The organism is Herbidospora sakaeratensis (assembly GCF_001570525.1).
Taxonomy (GTDB): Bacteria; Actinomycetota; Actinomycetes; order Streptosporangiales; family Streptosporangiaceae; genus Herbidospora; species Herbidospora sakaeratensis.
The window spans coordinates 612363-635072 of sequence record NZ_BBXC01000008.1; the positions used below are offsets into that span (position 1 = coordinate 612363).

Genomic DNA, 22710 nt, shown 5'->3' on the forward strand with positions numbered 1-22710 from the left:
ACCCATTAAACGAATTCGCTTATCTCATGTTTATGCGAACAGAAAAGGCCCGCGGGGAAGGCGGGCCTTTCTCGGTTCCGGCCGGGGACAGCCACCGGGCCTCCTGCCGAGGCAGCGGCCGATGCCGGGCTACTGCGGCGGCCGGTTGCCGAGCTGGCGGCGAAGCTCCTCCAGCTCCCGCTCCAGGTCGGCCACGTTCCGGTCCTGCGGCTGCTGCGGCTGGGCCTGCGGCTGGTGGCCGTAGGGCTGGTGCTGCGGGACCGGTCCACCACCCTGGGACTGCCCATAGGACTGCCCGTGGGACTGCCCGTGGGACTGCCCGTGAGCCTGCCCGTGAGCCTGCTGGTAGGCCTGGTAGGGCTGCGACGGCGGGCGGTAGCGGGTCGTGCTCTCGGCCGGGGGCAGCGAGTGGGCCGGCGGCGGCTGGTAGGCCGGGATCTGCTGGGCCTGCGCCTGGTAGGGCGGGGCGCCGTTGTAGACCGGGATCTGCGGCCGCTTGTTGCGCTTGGCCCGCTTGACCAGCAGGCGGAGCAGCACCAGGCCGAGCAGGATCGCGACGATCACTCCCGCGCCGACGAGCAGCCAGAAGCTCGACGACTGCGGCGACTCGTCCTTGCCGGCCGTGATGGCCTGCTGCGAGTTGGTGATGTACTCGGCGACCCACGGGTGGGTCGGGTGCAGCGCCTGGACCTCGCGGAAGACGGGCAGTGCGACGGAGTAGTGCTTCAGGAAGAAGGCGTCCAGCGCGGTGTTCCAGCGCGTCGTGGTGGCCGACGCGGTCGGCTTGATGCCCTTCTCGTTGAGCTTCTCCTTGATCACCGAGATCGGGAGCACGAACGACTCGTTCTCCGACGCCTCCCCGCCCTCGGAGACGGTGCCCGCGATCAGCATGCCGATGACGTCGCCGTCCTTGGAGAACACCGGCCCGCCGGAGTTGCCGTGGTAGGAGGGCGCCTGCGTCTGGATGTACGGAACGCCCTTGTCGGTCGTCCGCAGCGCGTTGTACGGCCCCTCGGTCAGCGCCGGGTCGAGCTTGGACTCCAGGCTGAAGAACGGGGTGTTGGTGACCAGCCCGGGGAAGCCGCTGATGTACAGCGTCGACCCGACCTGCACGTCGGCGTCGTCGCCCAGCGGCACGGTCGGCAGGTTCTGCTGCCCGTTGACCTTGAGCAGCGCGTAGTCCTTGCCGGGGTAGCTCTCGCCGACGTCCACGAGCTCGGCCACGATCGGCTTGGCGGTCTTGTCGACGCCGCCGCCCGGGTGGGCCTGCAGCACCGCGATCTCCTTCTTGAGACCGTCGATCCGCATGTTGGCCGCGTTAAAGTTGATGAACAGGTTCTCGGCGAGCTTGATCATCTCTTCGTCGGGCGAGAGGTCCTTGACCATCTCCAGGATCCCCTGGGCGTCCTCCTCGTAGAACTTGGAGAGCGCCTGCTGGGCGAAGACGTCGTTGAGCTGCTTGTCGCCCATCTCGACGCAGTGCGCGCCGGTGACCATGTACCCGTCGGGGGTGACCCACCAGCCGGTGCACATGCCGCCGACCTCGGCGTCCACGACCCGGTTCGGGCTGCCCGGCACGAGGTAGGCGCCCACGTTGGCGTTCATCTGCTCGAACATGTACTTGGCGATGGTCCGCTGGTCGGAGGCGACCTTGCCGGCCACGACGTCGGCGGTGATCTTGTCGACGAGCGCGTAGAGGTTGGCCTCGTTGACGGCGGGGGTGGGCACGCTGACCTGGCCCGTGTAGGTCAGGCTGGTGAGCTGGACGGCGGGGTGGGTCTGCGCGGCGAGCCGGGTCCCGATCGGGACGTCCGGCGTCTCGTCCGCGTACGCGGGAGAGGCGGCGAGCACCGACACCGCGGCGGCGGCGACGACGATTCTTCTGAGGTTCACGGCACTGATCGTCGGCCAGCGGCCTTGTCCGCCACTTGTGAGTGACTTGGGGTTTCCATTACCCGAGGGAAAACCCCAGGGCAGACCCGGTGGTGCCCGCTCCGGCCCGTTCCTACCGTTGCGGACATGGCCAGAGCCGTCCCTCCCGGGACCATCAGCGTCGACGGCCGCCCCTTCGTCGCGGCGGTGCTCCCCGACGTGTACGACGCCCGCGACCTCCCCTACCGCCCCCTCCTGCGGCCGCTGCCCGACGTGGTCGACAACCGCGCCGGCCGGCGGGTCCTCACCCAGGAGGGGGCCTCCTGCACCGGCCACGCCCTGGCCGCCGTCATCGCCTCGGCGCGCGGCGGCCTGGCGGTGAGCCCGTACATGCTCTACCGCCTCGGCCGCCGCTACGACGAGTTCGCCGGCGAGGAGGACATCGGCTCCTCGCTCCGGGGCGTGCTGAAGGGCTGGTACCACCACGGCGTGCTCCCCGAGGACGCCTGGACCGACCCCGAACCCGACCTCAACGACCCGCTGGTCGCGGCCGAGGCCGCCCGCATCCCGATGGGCGCCTACTACCGGGTGACCCCGGGCAACGTCGACGACCTGCAGTCGGCCATCGCCGAGGCGGGCGCGGTGTGCGTGTCGGCGCTCGTCCACGAGGGCTGGCGGGAGCCGTGCCCGGAGAACGGCGCCCACGTCATCCGCCGCCTGGGCGGCCACGCGGCCCTGGGCGGCCACGCCTTCGCCCTGGTCGGCTACGACGAGACGGGCTTCCTGGTGCAGAACTCGTGGGGCCCGTCGTGGGCCGGCGGGGGCTTCGCCACCCTCCCGTACGACGAGTGGCTGGCCACCGCCTACGACGCCTTCGCGGTCCGACCCGGCGTCCGGGGCACCCCGTTGAGCGCCCGCTCGCGACCGGCCCCGGAGGTCGCCGCCGCGGCCTCGGGCGTGGACCTGGCCCCCCACGTGGTGAACCTGGGCAACGACGGCCGCCTGGCCCGGATCGGGACCTTCGAGAGCTCCCCCCGCCAGATCGAGGCGGCCCTCACCCAGATGGACGCCGCGCACGCCAAGTGGGGCGGCCGGGAACGCCACGTGGTCCTCTACGCCCACGGCGGCCTGACCAGCGGCGGCCGGGGCCAGGACATCGCCCGGCGGGACCTCGGCTGGTGGCTGGCCAACCGGATCTACCCGATCACCTTCGCCTGGCAGACGGGCGCGATCGAGACCCTCCTCGACCAGCTGGCCGACCTGACCCGCCGCTTCCTGCCCGCCGGCGGCCCGGCGGAGTGGCTGACCGAGCAGGCCGACCGCGCCGTCGAGGTGCTGGCCCGCGGCAGCCTGGCGTGGGCCTGGGACCAGATGAAGCAGAACGCCCGCGCGGCCTCGGAGCCGGTGGCGGGCGAGGTCGACTGGGCCGCCACCCGGTCGCCGCACCCCGGCGCCACCCTGACCGCGCTGGCGCTGCGCAACCACCTGCACCCGGGCACCCGCGTCCACCTGGTGGGCCACAGCGCCGGCTCGATCTTCCTGACCGCTCTCGCGGAACGCCTGGTGGCGGCGCAGGTCCCGATCGCGTCCACCACGTTCCTGGCCCCCGCGATCACCGTGGACGACTACCGGCGCACCCTCGCGCCGCTGCTCCCCCGCATCGGCCGGTTCACCACCTTCGCCCTGACCGACGACCTGGAGCTCGGCGACGCGTGCGGCGCCGTCTACCGCAAGTCGATCCTCTACCTGGTCTCCCGCGCCTTCGAACGGCCCGCCCAGGCGGGCGGCGAGGTGCCGATCCTCGGCATGGCCAAGCACCTGGCGGGCCTGGACGTCCCGGTCGTGCTGGCCGGCACGATGACCCCGATCACCGACCACTGCGCCGCGCGCGGCCACTCCGACTTCGACACCGACCGGGCCACCATGACCTCGGCCCTCCTCCGCATCCTGAACCGCACGGCCCTGGACACGACGCTGACCCCGTACCGCTGAGAAGACGGGAAAGGCCCCCGAGAACCTCGGGGGCCTTTCTGCGAGACGCCTGGGCTCAGACGCCCATCGCCTCGGTGTCGTTCGACTCGGCGGTGGTGCCGATCTCGGTGACGCCGTTCTTGAGGTGGTAGCGGGCGATCGCGTCCTTCAGCGTCTCCGGCTTCACCTCGCCGCGCTTGGCGAGCTGGGTCAGCACCGCCAGGGTGATCGAGGCCGCGTCGACGTGGAAGTGCCGCCGCAGCGCCGAACGGGTGTCGGACAGGCCGAAGCCGTCGGTGCCCAGCGACGTCCAGTCGCCCGGCACCCACTGCGCGATCTGGTCCTGTACGGCCCGCATGTAGTCGCTGACGCCCACGAAGGGCCCGGGTACGTTCGACAGCTTGGTCGTGACGTAGGGGACCTTCTGCTCGGCCTCAGGGTTGAGCAGGTTGTGCTCGTCGCACGCGAGGGCCTCGCGGCGCAGCTCCGACCACGAGGTGGCCGACCACACCGAGGCCGCCACGCCCCACTCGTCGGCCAGCATGCGCTGCGCCTCCAGGGCCCACGGCCCGGCGACGCCCGACACCAGGATGTTGGCCTTGGGGCCGTCACCCTGCGCGGGGGCGAACAGGTAGAGGCCCTTGAGCAGGCCCTCGACGTCGAGGTTCGCCGGCTCGGCGGGCTGCTGGTAGGGCTCGTTGTAGACGGTCAGGTAGTAGAAGACGTCTTCGGCGTTCTCGCCGTACATCCTCCGCAGGCCGTCGCGCACGATGTGGGCCACCTCGTAGGCCCACGACGGGTCGTAGGAGACCGCCGCGGGGTTGGTCGAGGCGATGAGCGGCGTGTGGCCGTCTTCGTGCTGGAGGCCCTCGCCGTTCAGGGTGGTGCGGCCGGCGGTGGCGCCGAGCAGGAAGCCGCGGCCCATCTGGTCGGCCAGCTGCCACATCTGGTCGGCCGTCCGCTGCCACCCGAACATCGAGTAGAAGATGTAGATCGGGATCATGTGCTCGCCGTGCGTGGCGTACGCCGAGCCGACCGCGATCGTGGAGGCCATCGAGCCCGACTCGGTGATGCCCTCGTGGAGGATCTGACCCTCGGTCGACTCCTTGTAGGACAGCAGCAGGTCGCGGTCGACCGCCTCGTAGGTCTGCCCGTAGGGCGAGTAGATCTTGGCGGTCGGGAACATGGCGTCGATGCCGAAGGTGCGGGCCTCGTCGGGGATGATCGGCACGAAGCGCTTGCCGATCTCCTTGTCGCGCATGAGGTCTTTCAGCAGGCGGACGAACGCCATGGTGGTGGCGACGTTCTGCTTGCCCGACCCCTTCGACAGCTGCTTGTAGGCGTCGTCGCCCGGCAGCGTGAGGCTCTTGGCGCGCACGACCCGCTTGGGCAGGAAACCGCCCAGCGCGTGGCGGCGCTCCTTCATGTAGGCGATCTCGTCGCTGTCGGGACCCGGGTGGTAGTAGGGCGGCAGGTCGCCCTCGAGGTCCTTGTCGGGGATCGGAAGGTAGAGCCGGTCGCGGAACTCCTTGAGCTCCGCCTTGCTCAGCTTCTTCATCTGGTGGGTGGCGTTGCGGGCCTCGAAGTCCTTGCCCAGCGTCCAGCCCTTGATCGTCTGCGCCAGGATGACCGTCGGCTGGCCGACGTGGTCGCGGGCCGACTTGAAGGCCGCGTAGACCTTGCGGTAGTCGTGGCCGCCGCGCGAGAGCTTGCGGATCTCGTCGTCGGACAGGTGCTCGACCATCTTGCGCAGGCGCGGGTCGCCGCCGAAGAAGTGGTCCCGGATGTAGCCGCCGTTCTCGACCGAGTAGGTCTGGAACTGGCCGTCAGGCGTGGTGTTCATCTGGTTGACCAGCACGCCGTCGACGTCGGCCGCCAGCAGCGGATCCCAGTCACGGCCCCAGACGACCTTGATGACGTTCCACCCGGCGCCCCGGAAGTACGACTCGAGCTCCTGGATGATCTTGCCGTTGCCCCGGACCGGGCCGTCCAACCGCTGAAGGTTGCAGTTGATGACGAAGGTCAGGTTGTCGAGCTCCTCGCGGGCCGCGAGGCCGATGGCGCCGAGCGACTCGGGCTCGTCCATCTCGCCGTCGCCGAGGAAGGCCCACACGTGGCTGCGCGAGGTGTCCTTGATCTTGCGGTCGTGCAGGTAGCGGTTGAACCGCGCCTGGTAGATCGCGCCGATCGGGCCCAGGCCCATGGAGACCGTGGGGAACTCCCAGAAGTCGGGCATCAGGCGCGGGTGGGGGTAGGACGGCAGCCCCTTGAACCCGTGGGACAACTCCTGCCGGAAGGCGTCGAGCTGGGTCTCGGTGAGGCGGCCCTCGAGGAAGGCGCGCGCGTAGATTCCGGGGGCCGCGTGGCCCTGGAAGAACACCTGGTCGCCCGACTCGCCGTGGTCCTTGCCGCGGAAGAAGTGGTTGAAGCCCACTTCGTAGAGGGACGCGGCGGAGGCGTAGGTGGCGATGTGGCCGCCCACGTTGGTGCGGGCGTTGGCCCTGGTCACCATGATCGCGGCGTTCCACCTGCTGTAGGCGCGGATCCGCCGCTCGACGTATTCGTCGCCGGGGAACCACGGCTCGCGCTCGGGGGCGATCGTGTTGATGTAGTCGGTGCTGCGCAGACCCGGGACGCCGACCTGATGCTCACGCGCCCGTTCGAGCAGGCGGAGCATCAGATAGCGCGCTCGGGTTCGCCCCTCCGTCCTGACGACGTTGTCGAGCGACTCAAGCCACTCCTGGGTCTCGCTTGGATCGACATCAGGGAACTGGCTGGGTAGGCCGTCACTGATGATCGAGAAACGCTGGCGTCCGGAAGCCACTGGGTCTCGCCTTCCGAGAATGGACTTTTGTCGGTCTAGGGTTCGGGTTCCATCCTGGCTGCTCCCTGCGGAAGATGCATCTCTACCGCGGGGTAACCGGGTGGTCTTTGGCCTAGACCACCGATGGTAGGACGATTTTCGCCCAAGCTTGCACATCCCGCCACCACCGGGTGTGCTCACTTCGTCAGCGTAACGTTTTGACCTAGGTTGTCCCTCACCTGGTCGCACGGCCCCGATTTGCGGGCAGGCCGCACCTTAGTATCCCGATGTGAGATCTCAGGTCATCGAGGTGCGGACGGGCTCCCGGGAACGGGTGCACGACATCACCGCGGAGTGCGCGAGGTTCGTCGGAGACGCCGGAGGCGACGGTCTTCTCAACGTCTTCGTCCCTCACGCGACGGCGGGCGTGGCGCTGATCGAACTGGGCGCCGGCAGCGACGACGACCTGCTGGCAGCGCTGGGCGACCTGCTCCCGGCCGACGACCGCTGGCGGCACGCCCACGGCTCTCGGGGCCACGGGCGGTCTCACGTGATGCCGGCCCTGATTCCGCCCTATGCGACGGTGCCCGTCATCGGGGGGCGACTGGCGCTGGGCACCTGGCAGTCGATCGCCATCGTGGATCTCAACGTGGACAACATGGAACGTCGTGTTCGTTTGTCCTATTTGTCCGAATCGTAGATAACGGTGCGGGTCACTGACCGTGGCGACCGTTGACGACGATGGGTCACAGCGTGTGGACTGTGCCGAACGATACCCGCAGCGGTTTCCGAGCGGGGTCGATCCGAGCAGGAGGGATGAGAGTGAGCGCGACCGCGGGTCAGGCGCAGGGCGAGCGCGGCCTGGCCGAACGACTCGGCCTCAAGCCGGGTCAGGTGGTGCAGGAGGTCGGCTGGGACGAGGACAGCGACGAGGCGCTTCGTCAGTCCATCGAGGAGCTGACCGGCAACGAGATGGTCGACGAGGACTATGAAGAGGTCGTCGACGTGGTGCTCCTGTGGTACCGCGACGGGGATGACGATCTGTTCGACATCCTGAGCGGTGTGACCACGGCGCTGGCGGACGGCGGCCAGATCTGGCTGCTGACCCCCAAGGCGGGCCGTGACGGCCACGTCGAGCCGAGCGACATCGGCGAGGATGCCACGACCGCCGGCCTCGCGCAGACCAGCAGCATCAGCGCGGCCAGAGACTGGTCGGGCACGAGACTCGTCTTCAAGGGCCGCCGCTAGCCGGCCGGGCCCCGTCCTGCCGTACGGCCGCCGCCGTACGGCAGGCTCACTACGGGCGGAGCGATCATGGACATGCCGGCCGCCGGGTCTCCCGCGCCCGACTTCGAGCTGACCGACCAGCACGGCACGCCGGTCCGCCTGTCGGGTCTGCGCGGCCGCAAGGTGCTGCTGGTCTTCTTCCCGTTCGCCTTCACCGGCGTCTGCCAGGGCGAACTCCACGATCTGCACGGGTTCGGCGAGGCGGTCGTGCTGGCCGTCTCGGTCGACTCGATGTTCGCGCAACGGACCTGGGCCGACCGCGAGGGCTGGGACCTCACCCTGCTCTCGGATTTCTGGCCCCACGGTCAGGTCGCGCGTCTTTATGGTGTTTTCGATGAGGTGAAGGGGGTCGCCTCCCGGGGGACCTTCGTCATCGACGCCGAGGGCGTGGTGCGCTGGACGGTCGCGACCGCGATGGGGCAGCCGCGCGACGTCGCCGAATATCGGAAAGTCCTCAGCGAGCTGTAGGGGAGGCCGACATGCCCTGCTACCGATGCGGGGCCCGGCAGACCGACCCGGTTCGTGGCGCGAGCCCGTGGAGGCGCGGGGTGCGCTCTGACGCCCAGGTCCTGATCTGCCCGGACTGCCAGCGAGCCCATGACCTCGAACTCGACGCCTGCTCCTCGTGCGGCTCGACCACCCTGGTCTGCCGCCTGGGCGAGGTCGAGTGCCGCTCCTGCGGCCACGTGCGCAGCGCCGGCGACGGCGACCCGGGGCGGCCCCCGGTGCCGGCCGATCTCGCGGCGGAGGTGGAGGCGGCCCTGTCTCGCGTACTCGGGCGGTCGTGAGATTAGATGTCCGGATGAGTTACGTGGTCGCCCTGGATGTGGGCGGGACATCGATGAAGGGCGGCCTCGTCAGTGAATCGGGCGAGGTGACCGGTTTTCCCGGACGTCCGACCGGGCGGGAGGACGGGCCCGAGGCCGTGGTCGCCAACATCCGGGCCTACGTGGCCGAACTCGCCGCGTCCGGCGACGGGCCGCCGAGCGGCGTGGGCCTGGCGGTGCCCGGGATCGTCGACGGCGACACCGCCCTGTTCTCGGCCAACATCGGCTGGCGCGACGTCCCGGCCGGCGCGTTCGTGCCCGAGGGGCTGCCGGTGAGCCTGGGCCACGACGTGCAGACGGCCGGTCTGGCCGAGAGCGTCTTCGGGGCCGGGCGCGACGTGACCGACTTCCTCTTTCTTCCGATCGGTACGGGGATCGCCGGCGCCCTGATCATCAAGGGCGAGCCCTACGGGGGCGTCAACGGCTGGGGCGGCGAGATCGGGCACACGCCCGTGTGGCCCGACGGCGAGCGGTGCGCCTGCGGCCAGACCGGCTGCCTGGAGACCTACGCCTCGGCGGCCTCCCTGGGCCGCCGCTACACCGAGCGCACCGGGAAGCCGGCCACGGCGGTCGACGTCATGGCGAACGCGGCCACCGACCCCCACGCCTACGCCGTGCTGGCCGACGCCGTCGAGGCGCTGGCGATCTCGCTGGCGTCGTACACGCTGCTCATGGACCCGGCGATGATCGTCATCGGCGGCGGCCTCGGCGAGGCCGGCGAGGCCCTGCTGATGCCGCTCAGAGACCGCATGACCGAGCGCCTGAGCTTCCGCAAACCCCCGCCGCTGCGCCAGACGGCGCTCGGCGTGCGCGCGGGGATGCTGGGAGCGGGCATCCTCGGCTGGCGCGCGGCGGGGATCCGCGGCTGGGCCCCTCAGCTCGACCTGTAGTCCGTGCACATGCACAGCGGGGTTGTCGAGAAAAGGCGGCCCGGTTCGGCGGCTCAGCTCGACCTGTAGTCGGTGCACATGCACAGCGGGGTTGTCGAGAAAAGACGGCCCGGTTCGGCGGCTCAGCTCGACCTGTAGTCGGTGTACATGTAGGGGTTGTCGAGGATCTTGGTCTCCGGGATGTCGGGGTTCATTCCGGAGAGCCAGGCGTCGCCCAGTTCGCTCATGAGGTGGTCGACCGTCTGCGTCACGGCGGCGCGGGCGGCGTCGACGCCGTCGACCCTGCCGTCGCGCTTGACCACCACGCCGTTCACCAGGACCGTGTGGACGTCGCCGCGCTGGGCCTGGAAGGCGATGTGGCCGTAGGGGTTGAGGATCGGGAACATGACCGGCGAGGCGTCGTTCTTGATCAGCACGATGTCGGCCTTCTTGCCGGGCTCCAGGCTGCCGATCTTGTCCGACAGGCCCAGAGCCGCCGCGCCGCCCCGGGTGGCCCACTCGACGACCTGCTCGGCCCGCAGGTGGCAGTGGGTCACTGTCTCCGACTTGAGGTGGGCCTCCAGGTGCTCGCGCGACCGGTCGGCGCCCAGGGTGGCCCGCATCGCCGAGAACAGGTCGCCGCTCCACCACACGCTGGTGTCCATCGACAACGACACCGGGATGCCGTGGTGCCGCAATTGCCACGTGGGCGGGTAGCCCTGCCCGGCGCTCTGCTCGCTCTCGGTCGAGACCGACACCGAACCGCCGGTGGCGGCGATCCGGTGGTAGGAGTCGGCGCTGAGCGTGGCGGCGTGGACATAGGTGGTCTCCGCCGTCATGAAGCCGTTCTCGTACATGAGCCGGATGCCCTCGTCGTTGGTCGCGCCCCACACGCCCGCGTGGGTGGTGACGGGGAGCCCGAGGTCGCGGGCGGCCTCGAAGGCGGCCTTCTCGGGGAAGGCGGGGTCGCCGGTGACGTCGAAGGCCAGCTGGAGCCCCAGCATGTCGCCCCATGACCGCCGCCCGATGAAGTCGCGCAGGTCGGCGGAGGGCGCCCAGTCCCAGGGGGCCTGCTGAATGTTGCCGTACGCGAGCACGAACCGCCCCGGCACCGCCTCCAGCGCGTCGACGGCCGCCTCGGCGTGGTCGACGGTCTGCAGCCCGTGCGACCAGTCGACAGTGGTGGTCACCCCGGCGTCGAGCGCCTCGACGGCGCCCAGCAGGTTGCCGGCGTAGACGTCCTGGGGACGGAACTTCTTGCCCCATTCGAGGTAGTACCAGACGAAGTACTGGGTGAGGGTCCAGTCGGCGCCGTAGCCGCGCATCGCGGTCTGCCACAGGTGACGGTGCGTGTCGATCATGCCGGGCATGACGATGCCGCCGGACGCGTCGATCTCCTCGGTGCCCTCGGGCACCTCCAGGTCGGGCCCGACGGCGACGATGAGCTCCCCGTCGGCCAGCACGTCGCCGCGCGCCAGCACGGTTCGCCGGTCGTCCATGGTCAGCACGAGTCCGTTGCGGAGGACGATGGGCATAGAGCTGCCTCCCAGAGTCGCGGACCAACGTCCGCCTGGCGGTCGCAGAAAGGTGAATGCAACAATGCGAGCCCCCTCCGCCGATGTCAAGACACTCCGGGCCGTCTAAAGTCGACCCATGCCACGCAAGGACACCGGACCCGACTTCATCGAGGCGCTGGCCAGGGGGCTCGATGTGATCAAGGCGTTCGGCCCGCGCCAGCGCGCGATGACCCTCACCGAGGTCGCCACGGCGGCCCAACTGGCCCGCCCGACCGCCCGCCGCATCCTGCTGACCCTGGAGGAGCTCGGCTACGTCAGGGCCGCCGAGGGCGGGTTCGCGCTCACGCCGCGGGTGCTGGAGCTGGGGGTGGCCTACGTCCACTCGATGGGCCTGTGGGAGATCGCCCGGCCGCACCTGGAGCAGCTCTCGGCGCTGACGCGCGAGTCGTGCTCGATCGCGCAGCTCGACGGCTCCGACATCGTGTACGTCGCCCGCGTCGCGGTGCCCAAGATCGTCACCCTGTCGGTCAGCATAGGGACCCGGTTCCCGGCGCTCCAGACCTCGCTGGGCAAGGTCCTGCTGGCCGCGCTGCCGTCCGCCGAGGCCGACGCGGTGCTCGAGACGCCGAGCCAGTCGGGCATCACGCCGCGCTGGCGGCCGTCCGCCGAGGAGCGCCACGCGGCGCTGCGGGCGGTCCGGGCCAGCGGCTGGGCGGTCACCGACGAGCAGCTCGCGCCGGGCATCCGCTCGGTGGCCGCGCCGCTGCGCGACGGCCACGGGAAGGTGATCGCGGCCATCAACGTGAACGCCCACTCGGCCGAGACCTCGATGGAGCGGCTGACCGAGGAGTTCCTGCCCGCCCTGCTCCGCACGGCCGGCGCTATCGGCGCCGACGTCGCCCTGCACGAGTCGATCCCCCAGTCGACCTCCCAGGTCCCCGCTTGACATCGCCTTCGCCGCCCGACCAGACTCGGGATCGCGGACATATGTCCGCGTGACGGACGAAGGGAACTCATGGGCGCACTCGACGGCATCCTCGTGGCCGATTTCTCCCGGGTGCTCGCCGGGCCCTACGCCACGATGCTGCTGGCCGACATGGGCGCCGACGTCATCAAGGTCGAGGCGCCCGGCGGCGACGACACCCGCAACTGGCTGCCGCCGGAGCGCGACGGCGTCTCGACGTACTACCTGGGCGTCAACCGGGGCAAGCGCTCGGTCGCCCTCGACCTGAAGGACCCCGCCGACCGGGCGCTCGCCCACGAGCTCTCGGCCCGCGCCGACGTCTTCATCGAGAACTTCAAGCCCGGCGGCCTGTCCGCCTACGCGCTCGACTATCCGGCGGTCCGGGAGCGCAACCCCAAGGTGGTGTACGCCTCCATCACCGGCTTCGGTGCGGAGGGAGGCGCCCATCTGCCCGGGTATGACCTGATCGTGCAGGCGGTCTCGGGGCTGATGAGCCTCACCGGTTCGGCCGACGGCCCTCCCTACCGGGCGGGCATGTCGGTCTTCGACGTGATCACCGGCCTGCACGCGGTGTCGGGCATCCTCGCCGCGCTCTACGCCGGCGGCGGCCAGCGCGTCGAGGTCAACCTGATGTCGTCGGCCCTGTCGGCGCTGGTGAACCATTCGAGCGCCGTGGTGGCCGGAGAGGTCACCCCCCACCGGATGGGCAACGCCCACCCGTCGCTCTTTCCCTACGAGCCGCTGGAGTGCGCCGACGGGGAGCTGGTCGTCGCGGCCGGCAACGACGGGCAGTTCCGGAAGTTGTGCGAGGTGCTCGGGGTGCCCGAGTTGGCCGATGACGCGCGCTTCGCGCGTACCCGGGATCGGACCGCGAACCGGGCCGAGCTCAAGCCGCTGCTGGTCGCGGAGCTGAGGAAGCGGACGCGGGCCGAGCTGTTCGCGGCGCTCAGCGCGGCGGGGGTGGCCTGCGGCCCCATCAACACGGTGACCGAGGGGGTCGCGCTGGCCGAGGACCTGGGCCTGGAACCGGTGGTGGAGCCGGGCGGCGTGCCGTCGGTGCGCCACCCCATCCGCTTCTCCGGCACCCCCGCGGGCTACCGGCTGCCGCCGCCGGCCTTGGACGAACACGGGGACGAGATCAGGAAGTGGCTGCGATGAACTATCCCACCGGCATCGGCACGTCCGACGCCGACTCGATCAGCCTGCTCGGGCAGGACCTGGCCCACGACCTGATGGGCAAGGTCGGCTTCGGCGAACTGGCGTTCTGGCTGGTGGCCGGCCGCCGCCCCACTCCCGGGGAGACCCGGGTGTTCGAGGCGGTCCTGGTCGCCCTGGCCGACCACGGGTTCACCCCGACGGCCATCGCGGCCCGGCTGACGCTGCTGAGCGCCCCCGAGAGCGTCCAGGGGGCGCTGGCGGCCGGGCTGCTGGGCGGCGGTTCCCGCTTCCTGGGCGTGACCGAGGACGCGGGGCGCTTCCTCCACGAACTCGTGGAGTTCGCCAACGGAGACGACTGCTGGGACAACGTGGCACTGGAGGCCGTGCGCGAGGCGAGGGCCGAGAAGCGCCTGATCCCGGGCCTGGGCCACCCCGTCCACAAGGTCGAGGACCCGCGCACCCCGGTGCTGTTCGCCATCGCGCGGGAGGAGGGCGTCTTCGGCCCTCACCTGGCGCTGTTCGAGGCCATCGGGCGGGTGCACCCCGAGGTGCTGGGCCGCCGGCTGCCGCTCAACGGCGCCGGGGTCTGCGGAGCCGCACTGGCCGACCTGGGGCTCCCGGTCGACCTGCTGCGCGGCTTCGCCCTGCTGGCCCGCGCCGCCGGCCTGCTCGGCCATCTGGCCGAGGAGCGCCGCCGCCCCATCGGCATGGACGTCTACCTGACCGTCGACCGGAACGCGACGTACGAACCCTAGAGAAGGTGTCCGCATGGCAACACTGGCCGCCGTGATCGCGTCCACGCACCACCCGTTCTACTACAAGGCCAGCACCGCGCCCCCGGAGGAACGCCCGCCGTTCGCCGACGAGTGGGTCGCGAAGATCACGGCCTTCCGCGAGACCCTGACCCGGGCCCGCCCCGACGTGCTGGTCATGGTCGGCTCCGACCACTTCCACCAGTTGTGGCTCGACAACATGCCGCAGTTCCTGGTGGGCAAGGCGCCCTTCTACGACGCCAACTGGTACAACGAGGAGCGCGAGTTCGGCCTGCCCCGCATGCTGCTGCGCGGCCACGAGGAGCTGTCGTCCCACATCCTGCGCGGCGGCCTCGACGAGGGCTTCGACCTGGCCTTCTCCAACGAGCTGCGGATCGACCACAGCATCACGTGCCCGATCATCACGCTGCGCCCCGAGGCCGACCTGCCGATCGTGCCGATCTACACCAACATCTTCGCCCCGCCGCTTCCCCGGCCGGGGCGATTCGTCGAGCTGGGCCACGCGATCAGGCGCCTGATCGACACCTGGCCCTCCGACCTGCGCGTCGCCGTGATCGGCACCGGCCACCTGTCGCTCGAACTGGGCGGCCCGAGGCAGTTCGGCCCGCACGGCCCCGACCCGGAGTTCGACCGCAAGGCGGTCGAGTGGATCGCCTCCGGCGACATCGAACGCGCCCTGGCCGAGGTCACCCTCGACTCGTTGTGGACGCCCGGCAACGCCACCCACGGGTTCATGGACTTCATGCTCATGATGGGCGTGGCCGGAGAGGGCGCCAAGGCCGACTACGCCGACTCCCTCGACCTGTTCCACACGATGGAGGCCTACTTCACCTGGTATCCGAACGGGGTCCCGGCATGAGCAAGTACCTGCTGAACAAGTTCCTGTTCACCGTCGACCGCGACCCCGACCTGGTCGAGCGCTACCGCGCCGCCCCCCACGAGACGGTGGCGTGGTGGGAGTCGACCATCGCCAACGAGATCCTGAACTGCCACGGCGGGGAGGCCAGCACGTGGTTGTCCTTCTCCCCGGGGGAGCGTGAAGCGCTGACCTCCCACGACTACGTTCGCCTGTTCGAACTGGGCGCCCACCCGTTCCTGACGCTGACGCTGTTCATCGCGATGTTCGAGCGCGACTACGAGGAGCCGCTGGCGTTCCAGAAGGAGTACGCCGCCCGGTTGTCGCACTTCAGCCTGCCCTACCCGGACATCGCCACATGAGCTCACCGATGCGCGCGGCCCTGATCGAATCGTGCGGCCGCCCACCGGTGACAGGGAGCGTCCCCCGGCCTCTTGCGGGGGCCGGGGACGTTCTCCTCTCCGTCACCTGCGCGCCGATCACCCCGCTCGACCTGCTGTGCGCGTCGGGCGTGTCCTACTTCGGCGAACCGGCGCTGCCGTACGTACCGGGCGTGCAGGGCGTCGGGATCACCCCCGACGGAGAGCGGGTGTGGTTTCCCACGTCGGCCGGGATGGCCCCCGGAAACGGGAGCATGGCCGAGTTCTGCGCCGTGCCCACGTCCGATCTGGTACGCCTCCCCGACGACTGCGACGACGTCGCGGCGGCCTCTCTGGGGTTGTCGGCGGTGGCGGCGTGGCTGGCTCTGACGTGGCGCGCCCGGCTGACCCGCGGCGAGAAGGTCGTGGTCCTGGGGGCCGGCGGGACGGTGGGACAGGTGGCGCTCCGGGCGGCGTGGCTGCTGGGCGCCGGTGACGTGGTCGGCGTCTCCCGGGCTCCCCGGCCGGGCTGCATCCCCCTGGAGCCGGTGGCGACCCTGGCCGCCCGGCTGCGCGAGACGATCGGGACCGCCGACGTGGTGATCGACCCCGTGTTCGGCGAGCCGGCCGAGGCGGCGCTGCGGGTGCTGGGGCCCGGCGGGCGGCTGGTCAATCTGGGCGGCTCGGCGTCCGACTCGGCGGTGTTGTCGTCCGCCCTGCTGCGGAGCGGGGCCGTGTCCGTGCTGGGGTACTCGAACAACGCGGTCAGCCGGGAGCAGCGGGGGGCGGCGCTGTCGACGATCTTCGGGCATGCGGCCCGAGGGGAGCTGTCGGTTGATCACCATGTGGTGGGGCTCGACGAGGTCGGGGCGGCTTGGGACGGTACGGGAGGTGGGCGCGCGGTCGTGCGGGTTACCGAGGTGCCTTCGGGCTTGGGAGTGCCGTAAGGTGTAAGCGGTCCGGGGCGGTTAGCTCAGCGGTAGAGCACTCGCCTTACAAGCGAGGGGTCACTGGTTCGAACCCAGTACCGCCCACTTTGAGCCTCTTACCTGCGGAAACGGGTGAGGGGCTTTCGTTTTCAGCCGAGCTGCACAGCTCAGCGAGCCCTCGCCTTCGAACTCTTCCGAGCCGATCTGGGGTCTGCTGTGGCCGCGCACGTTCGCGGACGCCACGATGGCGGCCAGGCCCATGACGCCAGCACTGCACGACCGGCCTCCCCGAGACGGGCGAACGTGGTGCTCCACCACTGCGGTCACGACTATCTCGGCGTGCAGTGCGGGATCGCATAGAGGTCAGGGTTCGCGCGACTCCGGTCTCCGGAAACGCCCACGAAAAAGGGCATCCTGTCAACGACGTGGCGCCTTTTACGTCTGTGACCTGCGTCTGCATTGGGGCTCAAGCGCCCACCAAGTCGCGTGGAAGTGATCCCCAAGGGCCCCCCTGTCTACTGAGATCCGTCAACAACGACACCTCGACAACAGGAGATCCCCATGCGCACGCTCAAGCGCGCCGCCGCCCTCGCCGCCACCGCCGCCGTCACCATCACCACCTTCGCCGTCCTCGCGGCCCCCGCCAACGCCCAGCGCGGCGAGTGGTACCCCTGCACGATCGACGGCAAGCCCATGTGGTGCATGGACGTCTAAACGGCCGAGCCTCCGGCGATCCGGGCGAACCCGCGTTTCGCCACGTGAACCGATTGTCGGTCAGCTGCAGACACGAGCCCCCGTCCCAACTCGCTTGGGTCGGGGCTCGTTTTTTGTACTCTGCCGCGACCAGGGAGCTCCCGCGAATCGCGGGGAGTTCGATGCGAGGCCGGCCAGCCGGCGTCCGCACAAGAGCAGGGGAACCATGCCTCGCTCGAAGGCTTCACTCAAGATGGTCGAAGAACCCAGTACCGTCCACCTGCACGAAGACCTGGTTGCTGATCTTGGAAATCGGGTCTGGGTGAGCAACCCCCGAAGATGTCGTCCATGGCCTCGGCACCTTCCAGGAGGACCGGGCGGTCTCCGTGACGACCGTCGTGCGATGGCCCACCAGGCGGGAGATGTCCTTGATCGGGACTCCCGATCCGGAGAGCGGCGAGACGAAGCTGTGCCACCTCGCGCGGCGGCCAGTCGCGTTCCGGGAGAGCGATGACCTCGCGGAAGTCGCGCCTCACGTTGTGCGCGGTGAGGGCGTTTCCCGTCTTCGTGCGGAAGACGAGATCCGAGGCCGGCCTGTTCCTCGTGGAGAGCCTTGAGGGCTTCCACGCACCGGCGCGGCGGCTTGAGCGACCGACGAGACTTGACGGTCCTGGTGTCTCCTTCTGCCGGACGGACCGCCAGCACGACGACCGTCGGATGCGAACGCGGCCCTCGCCCGACGAGGCGAGGGCCGCGAATCGGGGCTGGCTAGTGCTTCTTGTCCTTGTAGGACGGCTGCGTCTGCGCGTTGAAGTCGTTCATCTTCACGCTGTTGGCCTGGTTCGTACGGGGGTCGTTGATCTTGAGCACATCGAAGCCCCGGGTGAACTCGGAGCCGTAGATGTAACCGTTGTAGTAGTAGGCCGACCAGTAACCGTCACCGAGGTTCTCACCGGGACCGCGCTCGAAGTAGCCGATCTCGTGCGGGTTGGCGGAGTCGGTGAAGTCCCAGATCGAGACGCCTCCCTGGTACCAGGCCTGGACCATGATGTCGCGGCCCTTGACCGGGATCAGCGAGCCGTTGTGGGCCACGCAGTTCTCGGTGTCGGCCTGGTGGCGGGCGATCTTGTAGTAGCTGCGGAAGGTCATCTGACCGTCCGCGATGTCGAAGATGGCGTTCGCACCGCGGTTCGGTCCGATCGCCTCGTTGCAGGTGGCGGCGCTGCCGCCGCCCAGCTCGTCGGTGAAGATGACCTTGTCGCCCTCGTTGTTGAACGTGGCGGAGTGCCAGAAGGCGAAGTTCTCGTCGTCACGAACGACGTCGAGAACGGCGGGGGCCTCCGGGTTGCGGATGTCCAGCAGGATGCCCTCGCCCATGCACGCGCCCGCCGCGACGCCCTTCTCCGGGTACGCGGTGATGTCGTGGCAGCCGCTGGTGGCCGACGTGCGGAAGGGGTAGGGGAGGCTCTCGCCCGGGTTGCCACCGTCCGGGAACAGGTTCGGCGTGGCGACGACCGAGGCGGCGGCCGGGTCCTTCAGCGGCACCTTGACGATCGAGATCAGGTCATGGGGCGGCTGGCAGTCCGGGAACGACGCCGACGGGCTGTAGGAGGAGATGTACAGGTAGACGCTCGCCTTGTCCGTGCCGGGGACGAGCGTGTGGGTGTGCGAACCGCAGTTGGTCTCGATCGACTTGACGTAGCGCGGGTTGGCCTTGTCGCTGATGTCGAAGACCCGGATGCCCTCCCACGACGACTTGATCGCGGCCGACTGGGCCACGCTGGTGCAGGAGTCGTCGCTGCGGGAGGAGTCGACGGAACCGAACAGCAGGTTGCCGTAGACGGAGATGTCCATCTGCGACCCGGGACACAGCACCGAGCTGACCAGCTTCGGCTTCTTCGGGTGCTTGATGTCGTAGACGGAGAAGCCGCCGTAGTTGCCGACGTAGGCATAGTCGCCCTGGAAGGCGATGTCGGTGTTGATGGTGGTGAGCAGGGAGTCGGGCCGCGGCAGGTTCGCGACGTGCTGGACGTTGTCGCTCATGTCGATGGCGCCGGGGGGCAGGATGTCAGCGGCCTGAGCCGGTGTCGTGGAGAGCGCCAGCGCTCCGGCGGCACCGAGCACGGCGAGTAAACGCCCAACTCTGCGGAGGGGGGACATTGAGGGAACCTCCGGGTAAAAGGTGGCAAACACCCCTTATGGTTTCTTTACTCAGGCCCTCAAGCAAGTCGTCAATATGTCACATATTTCCTACGATCCGTCTCCTTTACTGTCACAAGCCCAGGCCATTAGGTTCCTCAGGAGGACCGAAATGGGGACGGGTGCGCGCATCTCCCCCCATCATGACCAGGCACAATCGCTCCGCGACCACAGCCGAAAGGACCGAAATGCGCAGAGCTCCCGCCGTCATCACGAGCCGCGTTCCCGCCCCGAGCGCCGAGCCCCATGTGCTCAGAACCCTCCCGCTCCGCCAGGCCGGGACCACCGCGGTCAAAGCTCTCCTGAGCATCGCGGCGGCCACTCTGCTCTTGACCGCCTGCTCGTCTCCCACCGACCCGCCCGAGGTCATCACCGACGCCCCGGTCATCGTCCCCGGCAAACCGGGCGAGGTCGCCGCCACCCTCACCCCCGGCCAGACCTTCGCCCCCCTGCCCTCCCCCACGATCAACGCCACCGACGTCCGCTACGTCCAGGACATGATCGTGCACCACCGCCAAGCCCTCGAAATGGCCGCGCTGGCCCCCGACCGCGCCCAATCCCCCCGCCTGAAGTCCCTGGCCGACCGCATCTACGACGCCCAGGGCCCCGAGATCAATGCCATGACCACCTGGCTCGAAGAAGAGGGTCTGCGCGAACCCGACCACCACGCCGACCACGCCACGATGCCCGGCATGGCCACCCCCGCCCAGCTCACCGACCTCCGCAACGCCAAGGGGGAATCCTTCGACACCCTCTTCCTCACCCTGATGATCGCCCACCACAAGGGCGCCATCACCATGGCCGAAACCCAATTGATCAACGGCTCCCACGACCGCGTCCTCACCTGGGCCCAGGACGTCGTCGCCGAGCAAAGCGCCGAAATCACCCGCCTCCAACGCCTACTCGGCTAGCAGGCCGCTGAGGATCTTGCTGGCGTGTGGCGCCCTGCACCTGTGCTGACCTCGGTTCCTCAGACGGGTGCGGAGACCGCAGGTTGGGCGCGGCGGCGCGGGTGTGGAGCCAGGCGTTGTTCTTGACGGTGCCGATGTAACGTGATCGCCGGTTGCCCCGTGCGTGATGCGGTCGTCATCACGATCGCCGAACGCCTCGGGCTGGGGGAGGTCGGCGTAGACAGCCCAGCCGTCCGGCTCCGCGCCGTTTCAGTGGACCTGGCGGGTCCGCCGGCTCGGGTCGAAGCGGAGCCGTATCAGGACCGGCAGGTGTTCCAGCCCCAACGCGGTCCGCAGGTCGGGGAGCGCCTCGTCGTGCAGCCGGGTGATCAGGGCGTCCGGGTGCGCCGGATCTTGTGAGGTCACCCGCAGGTCGAGGGCGGGCGCGTCCGGCTTGCCGCGTACGGAGGCCCGCGCGCGCCGCACGCCCTCGTAGGCGCTCACCTGGTCGGCCAGGGTTTCGCCGGCCTGCCTGGCGCCGATCTCGGTCACCCCGGACGGGCCGGACTCCAGCCGCATACGATCCAGCCGGTCGAGCCGGAACTGGGCGAGCAGCCAGCCCAGCCCGATGGCGCCCAGCACGAAGCCCCCGGCGGCGACGGCGGGCCAGAACCAGGAGGTGGAGCCGGCGAAGGTGGAGACGGCACTGGGCAGCAGGGGCGTCCGGGCCGCGTTCGAGCCGAAGACCCCCAGGCCGAGCGCCAAGGCGGCGGCGCCCGCCGCGAGAAGGATCAGGCCGAGCACCACCAGGCCGGTTCGGTTGCCCCACGCGATGCCCCGGCCGAAGGCCCTACCTCGTGTCATGGCGCACCCCTCACCTTGGTGTTGACCGTGTAGCGGCCGACCGGTGCGAGCTTGGTCAGCTCGTCCTCCACGGCGTCCCGCACGCGCTCGCGCACCGCGGCCGTGTCGCGCAGGTCGGTGCCCGCGTGGACGGTCACCTGCCGCCCGCGTATCCGGGCCCGCGCCCGGCGTACACCGTCGACCTGAGCCGCGACCGTGCCGAGCACCCGGGCCAGCATGCGCCGGGGCGTGCTGATGATCATGTCGGGGTCGCCGCTGCGCAGCGCCACCAGCCGGGTTCGCCCGGGGACCGCCCCGATCAGGATGAGCAACGCCCCCACGATCCCTACGGCCCCGGCGGCCGCCATGACCGCATTGTCCTGCCAGGTCGTGGCGCTGGCCCAGGCCACCACCCGGTCGTACGGCACGATCCGCACCGGGTGGCCGAACAGCGCCGAGATCGTTCCCACCGCGATCAGCAGCCCGGCGGCGAACAGGACGAGCGCGGCGATCGCCGCGGGCACCTTCCGCCTGGGGCGCAGGAAGCGCGTCGTGCCCTTCGCTCTCGTGGACGCGCGGGAGACCGGTTCAGGGGTCTCCGGGAATTCAGCTCCCGTGTGGAGAGTCGTCATAGCCCGCTCCTCCGTTTCGGCACGAGCCGGACGACGTCGACGTCGACGTTCTCGACGGCGATGCCGGTCAGGTCGCGTACCCGGCTCATGAGCCGCTCGCGCGCCTCCGCCGCGACCTGACGCACGGGCGCCGGGTAGCGGACGGCGATGCCGAGACGCACGGCGGCGACGGCTCCGCTGACAGACGCCGTTACTTGCGGCTGTTCCGCGAGCCGGTCGTCGGCCCCGGCCACCTCCGTGGCGATCTTCACGAACGCACGCTCCGAGACCGTGGTCGCGCCGTGCCCGGCCGTGGTGGTCACTGCCGCCTTACCCGAAGTTTGGGCATCTGGACGCCGCCTTCGAGGATGAGCCCGACGAAGAAGCCGACGACCCCCAGGACCAGCACGATGAGGAAGGCGTTGAGGCCGCCGAAGGCGCCCACGATTCCGAGGATCGTGCCGAACGTGAGCCCGACGATGGTCCAAACTGGGAACTGGTTCATGATCGTCCTACCTTCCTGGCTTCTTCGGTGTCGGTGACGTCTTCGACCATCACGTCCACACGCCTGTCGCCGGACAGCGGGCTCACGACTTCGCGAACCCCGGCCACGATCTCGGGAATCGGCCTGCCGTACCGGACGGCCACATGGATCTCGACCGCCTCGTCGCGCAGGCACACCCCCGGCACGGATCCGCCGGGAAGGTAGGTGGCAGCCGTCCCGTACGGACCGCGGGTGAGCGCGGACACGCCGGGACACGAGGCCGCCTTCTCGGCGATCCGCCTTGCGTCCGGAGCGGTCCGGGGCGTGGCCCCCGGGTTCGGCGGAGCCGCCGAATCGAACCGGGGGGCCGTACGGCCCCTGCGCCTGGTCATTGGACCCGCGCGCCTTCCCTGGCCCCCGAGGACTGGTCCTGGCCCGGCAGGTAGACGTCATCCACCGCGACGTTCACCTCGGTCACCTCAAGCCCGCACATCTGCCCGACGGCCGTGATCACGTGGTCTCGGACGGCTGCGGCGAGGTCCGGAATGGCCACGCCGTAGTCGACGACCAGATCGATGTCCACGGCTGCCTGGCGCTCCCCTACCTCGACGGCGATGCCGCGGGTGACGCCGTCCTCGGCGCCGAGTCTGCCCTTGAACGCGCCGAACGCGCGGGCCGGGCCGGTGCCGAAGTCGTGGACGCCGGAGATCTCCCGGGCGGCCACGCCGGCGATCTTCGCGACGACGTCCCCCGCGATGGTGGTGTGGCCGTGGTCGTGGGCGCGCTCTCGCGGGACTGGCATGCC

General features: G+C 70.0%; 24 protein-coding genes and 1 tRNA gene. 15 read left to right on the top strand and 10 right to left on the bottom strand.

All coding sequences use genetic code 11. The annotated features are described in order from the left end of the window. Nucleotides 1-129: 129 nt before the first annotated feature. Nucleotides 130-1893 (bottom strand): S1 family peptidase, encoded by a 1764-nt coding sequence (locus AW271_RS08540; RefSeq protein ID WP_062334558.1) that lies wholly within the window; start codon nt 1891-1893, stop codon nt 130-132. 126 nt (nt 1894-2019) lie between these two features. Between AW271_RS08540 and AW271_RS08545 the strand changes: the two genes are divergently transcribed. Further along, entirely contained in the window at nt 2020-3864 is a 1845-nt protein-coding gene (locus AW271_RS08545) for a C1 family peptidase (protein WP_062334562.1), read from the top strand. 55 nt (nt 3865-3919) lie between these two features. On the opposite strand, the gene aceE is transcribed toward AW271_RS08545, so the two are convergent. Beyond that, nucleotides 3920-6667 carry a pyruvate dehydrogenase (acetyl-transferring), homodimeric type gene (gene aceE, locus AW271_RS08550; RefSeq protein WP_062334565.1) on the bottom strand — a complete coding sequence of 916 codons (2748 nt, stop codon included), beginning with the start codon at nt 6665-6667 and terminating at the stop codon, nt 3920-3922. A gap of 268 nt (nt 6668-6935) precedes the next feature. Between aceE and AW271_RS08555 the strand changes: the two genes are divergently transcribed. The 5 genes from AW271_RS08555 (at nt 6936) to AW271_RS08575 (ending at nt 9650) form a co-directional block, all read left to right on the top strand. Further along, on the top strand, nt 6936-7346 hold the full coding sequence (locus AW271_RS08555) for a secondary thiamine-phosphate synthase enzyme YjbQ (RefSeq protein WP_062334568.1): 411 nt from the start codon (nt 6936-6938) through the stop codon (nt 7344-7346). A 122-nt stretch (nt 7347-7468) separates the two neighbouring features. Continuing rightward, nucleotides 7469-7894 carry a DUF3052 domain-containing protein gene (locus tag AW271_RS08560; RefSeq protein WP_062334571.1) on the top strand — a complete coding sequence of 142 codons (426 nt, stop codon included), beginning with the start codon at nt 7469-7471 and terminating at the stop codon, nt 7892-7894. 66 nt (nt 7895-7960) lie between these two features. Further along, nucleotides 7961-8401 carry a peroxiredoxin gene (locus AW271_RS08565; RefSeq protein ID WP_062334574.1) on the top strand — a complete coding sequence of 147 codons (441 nt, stop codon included), beginning with the start codon at nt 7961-7963 and terminating at the stop codon, nt 8399-8401. 80 nt (nt 8402-8481) lie between these two features. Continuing rightward, a complete protein-coding gene (locus AW271_RS08570) occupies nt 8482-8721 on the top strand; it encodes a hypothetical protein (RefSeq protein WP_245652989.1) in 240 nt (79 codons plus the stop codon). 14 nt (nt 8722-8735) lie between these two features. Next, nucleotides 8736-9650: an ROK family protein gene (locus AW271_RS08575; protein ID WP_062334580.1), complete on the top strand. Its 915-nt coding sequence runs from the start codon at nt 8736-8738 to the stop codon at nt 9648-9650. Nucleotides 9651-9772: 122 nt separating this feature from the next. On the opposite strand, the gene AW271_RS08580 is transcribed toward AW271_RS08575, so the two are convergent. Beyond that, nucleotides 9773-11164 carry an amidohydrolase family protein gene (locus AW271_RS08580; protein WP_062334582.1) on the bottom strand — a complete coding sequence of 464 codons (1392 nt, stop codon included), beginning with the start codon at nt 11162-11164 and terminating at the stop codon, nt 9773-9775. A gap of 118 nt (nt 11165-11282) precedes the next feature. On the opposite strand from AW271_RS08580, the gene AW271_RS08585 reads away from it, so the two are divergent. The 8 genes from AW271_RS08585 to AW271_RS39555 all read left to right on the top strand — a co-directional run bounded on the left by AW271_RS08585 (nt 11283) and on the right by AW271_RS39555 (nt 16899). Beyond that, nucleotides 11283-12092 (top strand): IclR family transcriptional regulator domain-containing protein, encoded by an 810-nt coding sequence (locus tag AW271_RS08585; protein WP_062334586.1) that lies wholly within the window; start codon nt 11283-11285, stop codon nt 12090-12092. A gap of 69 nt (nt 12093-12161) precedes the next feature. Further along, nucleotides 12162-13268: a CaiB/BaiF CoA transferase family protein gene (locus AW271_RS08590; RefSeq protein ID WP_062334589.1), complete on the top strand. Its 1107-nt coding sequence runs from the start codon at nt 12162-12164 to the stop codon at nt 13266-13268. Continuing rightward, entirely contained in the window at nt 13265-14023 is a 759-nt protein-coding gene (locus AW271_RS08595) for a citryl-CoA lyase (protein WP_062334592.1), read from the top strand. The genes AW271_RS08590 and AW271_RS08595 overlap by 4 nt, the downstream gene beginning before the upstream one ends. A 13-nt stretch (nt 14024-14036) precedes the next feature. Then, nucleotides 14037-14900, top strand: a complete 864-nt coding sequence (locus tag AW271_RS08600) for a DODA-type extradiol aromatic ring-opening family dioxygenase (RefSeq protein WP_062334594.1) — start codon at nt 14037-14039, stop codon at nt 14898-14900. Continuing rightward, entirely contained in the window at nt 14897-15259 is a 363-nt protein-coding gene (locus tag AW271_RS08605; RefSeq protein ID WP_062334597.1) for a hypothetical protein, read from the top strand. The genes AW271_RS08600 and AW271_RS08605 overlap by 4 nt, the downstream gene beginning before the upstream one ends. Continuing rightward, complete coding sequence (locus AW271_RS08610) at nt 15256-16203, top strand: quinone oxidoreductase family protein (protein ID WP_157553978.1); 948 nt, start codon at nt 15256-15258, stop codon at nt 16201-16203. The genes AW271_RS08605 and AW271_RS08610 overlap by 4 nt, the downstream gene beginning before the upstream one ends. A 15-nt stretch (nt 16204-16218) precedes the next feature. Beyond that, a tRNA-Val gene (locus AW271_RS08615) sits at nt 16219-16290 on the top strand. A gap of 456 nt (nt 16291-16746) precedes the next feature. Next, nucleotides 16747-16899 (top strand): hypothetical protein, encoded by a 153-nt coding sequence (locus tag AW271_RS39555; RefSeq protein ID WP_156045872.1) that lies wholly within the window; start codon nt 16747-16749, stop codon nt 16897-16899. A 747-nt stretch (nt 16900-17646) separates the two neighbouring features. Here the strand turns inward: AW271_RS39555 and AW271_RS08620 are convergent. Continuing rightward, nucleotides 17647-19038 (bottom strand): LVIVD repeat-containing protein, encoded by a 1392-nt coding sequence (locus AW271_RS08620; RefSeq protein WP_062334600.1) that lies wholly within the window; start codon nt 19036-19038, stop codon nt 17647-17649. 227 nt (nt 19039-19265) lie between these two features. Between AW271_RS08620 and AW271_RS08625 the strand changes: the two genes are divergently transcribed. Continuing rightward, nucleotides 19266-19988 (top strand): DUF305 domain-containing protein, encoded by a 723-nt coding sequence (locus AW271_RS08625; protein WP_083976309.1) that lies wholly within the window; start codon nt 19266-19268, stop codon nt 19986-19988. 249 nt (nt 19989-20237) lie between these two features. On the opposite strand, the gene amaP is transcribed toward AW271_RS08625, so the two are convergent. The 6 genes from amaP to AW271_RS08655 form a co-directional block, all read right to left on the bottom strand. Further along, the gene (amaP, locus tag AW271_RS08630; protein WP_062334603.1) at nt 20238-20831 is read right to left on the bottom strand and encodes an alkaline shock response membrane anchor protein AmaP; all 594 of its coding nucleotides are present in this window, start codon (nt 20829-20831) and stop codon (nt 20238-20240) included. Beyond that, nucleotides 20828-21442 carry a DUF6286 domain-containing protein gene (locus AW271_RS08635; RefSeq protein WP_157553979.1) on the bottom strand — a complete coding sequence of 205 codons (615 nt, stop codon included), beginning with the start codon at nt 21440-21442 and terminating at the stop codon, nt 20828-20830. The genes amaP and AW271_RS08635 overlap by 4 nt, the downstream gene beginning before the upstream one ends. After that, the gene (locus tag AW271_RS08640) at nt 21439-21693 is read right to left on the bottom strand and encodes an Asp23/Gls24 family envelope stress response protein (protein WP_245652990.1); all 255 of its coding nucleotides are present in this window, start codon (nt 21691-21693) and stop codon (nt 21439-21441) included. Before AW271_RS08640 ends, AW271_RS08635 begins: the two co-directional genes overlap by 4 nt. A 47-nt stretch (nt 21694-21740) precedes the next feature. After that, nucleotides 21741-21926, bottom strand: a complete 186-nt coding sequence (locus tag AW271_RS08645) for a hypothetical protein (RefSeq protein ID WP_062334620.1) — start codon at nt 21924-21926, stop codon at nt 21741-21743. Beyond that, nucleotides 21923-22171: a hypothetical protein gene (locus tag AW271_RS08650; protein WP_245652991.1), complete on the bottom strand. Its 249-nt coding sequence runs from the start codon at nt 22169-22171 to the stop codon at nt 21923-21925. The genes AW271_RS08645 and AW271_RS08650 overlap by 4 nt, the downstream gene beginning before the upstream one ends. Before the next feature lie 122 nt (nt 22172-22293). Next, nucleotides 22294-22707, bottom strand: a complete 414-nt coding sequence (locus tag AW271_RS08655) for an Asp23/Gls24 family envelope stress response protein (protein WP_245652992.1) — start codon at nt 22705-22707, stop codon at nt 22294-22296. Nucleotides 22708-22710 lie beyond the last annotated feature (3 nt).

Bases quoted from the DNA above. Each gene is read 5' to 3' on its own strand.
- AW271_RS08580 (WP_062334582.1), bottom strand. From the start codon at position 11,164: ATGCCCATCGTCCTCCGCAACGGACTCGTGCTGACCATGGACGACCGG.
- amaP (WP_062334603.1), bottom strand. From the start codon at position 20,831: ATGACACGAGGTAGGGCCTTCGGCCGGGGCATCGCGTGGGGCAACCGA.
- AW271_RS08595 (WP_062334592.1), top strand. From the start codon at position 13,265: ATGAACTATCCCACCGGCATCGGCACGTCCGACGCCGACTCGATCAGC.
- AW271_RS08610 (WP_157553978.1), top strand. From the start codon at position 15,256: ATGAGCTCACCGATGCGCGCGGCCCTGATCGAATCGTGCGGCCGCCCA.
- AW271_RS08645 (WP_062334620.1), bottom strand. From the start codon at position 21,926: ATGAACCAGTTCCCAGTTTGGACCATCGTCGGGCTCACGTTCGGCACG.
- AW271_RS08625 (WP_083976309.1), top strand. From the start codon at position 19,266: ATGCGCAGAGCTCCCGCCGTCATCACGAGCCGCGTTCCCGCCCCGAGC.
- AW271_RS08655 (WP_245652992.1), bottom strand. From the start codon at position 22,707: ATGCCAGTCCCGCGAGAGCGCGCCCACGACCACGGCCACACCACCATC.
- AW271_RS08565 (WP_062334574.1), top strand. From the start codon at position 7,961: ATGGACATGCCGGCCGCCGGGTCTCCCGCGCCCGACTTCGAGCTGACC.
- AW271_RS08575 (WP_062334580.1), top strand. From the start codon at position 8,736: ATGAGTTACGTGGTCGCCCTGGATGTGGGCGGGACATCGATGAAGGGC.
- AW271_RS08600 (WP_062334594.1), top strand. From the start codon at position 14,037: ATGGCAACACTGGCCGCCGTGATCGCGTCCACGCACCACCCGTTCTAC.
- AW271_RS08590 (WP_062334589.1), top strand. From the start codon at position 12,162: ATGGGCGCACTCGACGGCATCCTCGTGGCCGATTTCTCCCGGGTGCTC.
- AW271_RS08545 (WP_062334562.1), top strand. From the start codon at position 2,020: ATGGCCAGAGCCGTCCCTCCCGGGACCATCAGCGTCGACGGCCGCCCC.
- AW271_RS08585 (WP_062334586.1), top strand. From the start codon at position 11,283: ATGCCACGCAAGGACACCGGACCCGACTTCATCGAGGCGCTGGCCAGG.
- AW271_RS08635 (WP_157553979.1), bottom strand. From the start codon at position 21,442: ATGACGACTCTCCACACGGGAGCTGAATTCCCGGAGACCCCTGAACCG.
- AW271_RS08620 (WP_062334600.1), bottom strand. From the start codon at position 19,038: ATGTCCCCCCTCCGCAGAGTTGGGCGTTTACTCGCCGTGCTCGGTGCC.
- AW271_RS39555 (WP_156045872.1), top strand. From the start codon at position 16,747: ATGCGCACGCTCAAGCGCGCCGCCGCCCTCGCCGCCACCGCCGCCGTC.
- AW271_RS08605 (WP_062334597.1), top strand. From the start codon at position 14,897: ATGAGCAAGTACCTGCTGAACAAGTTCCTGTTCACCGTCGACCGCGAC.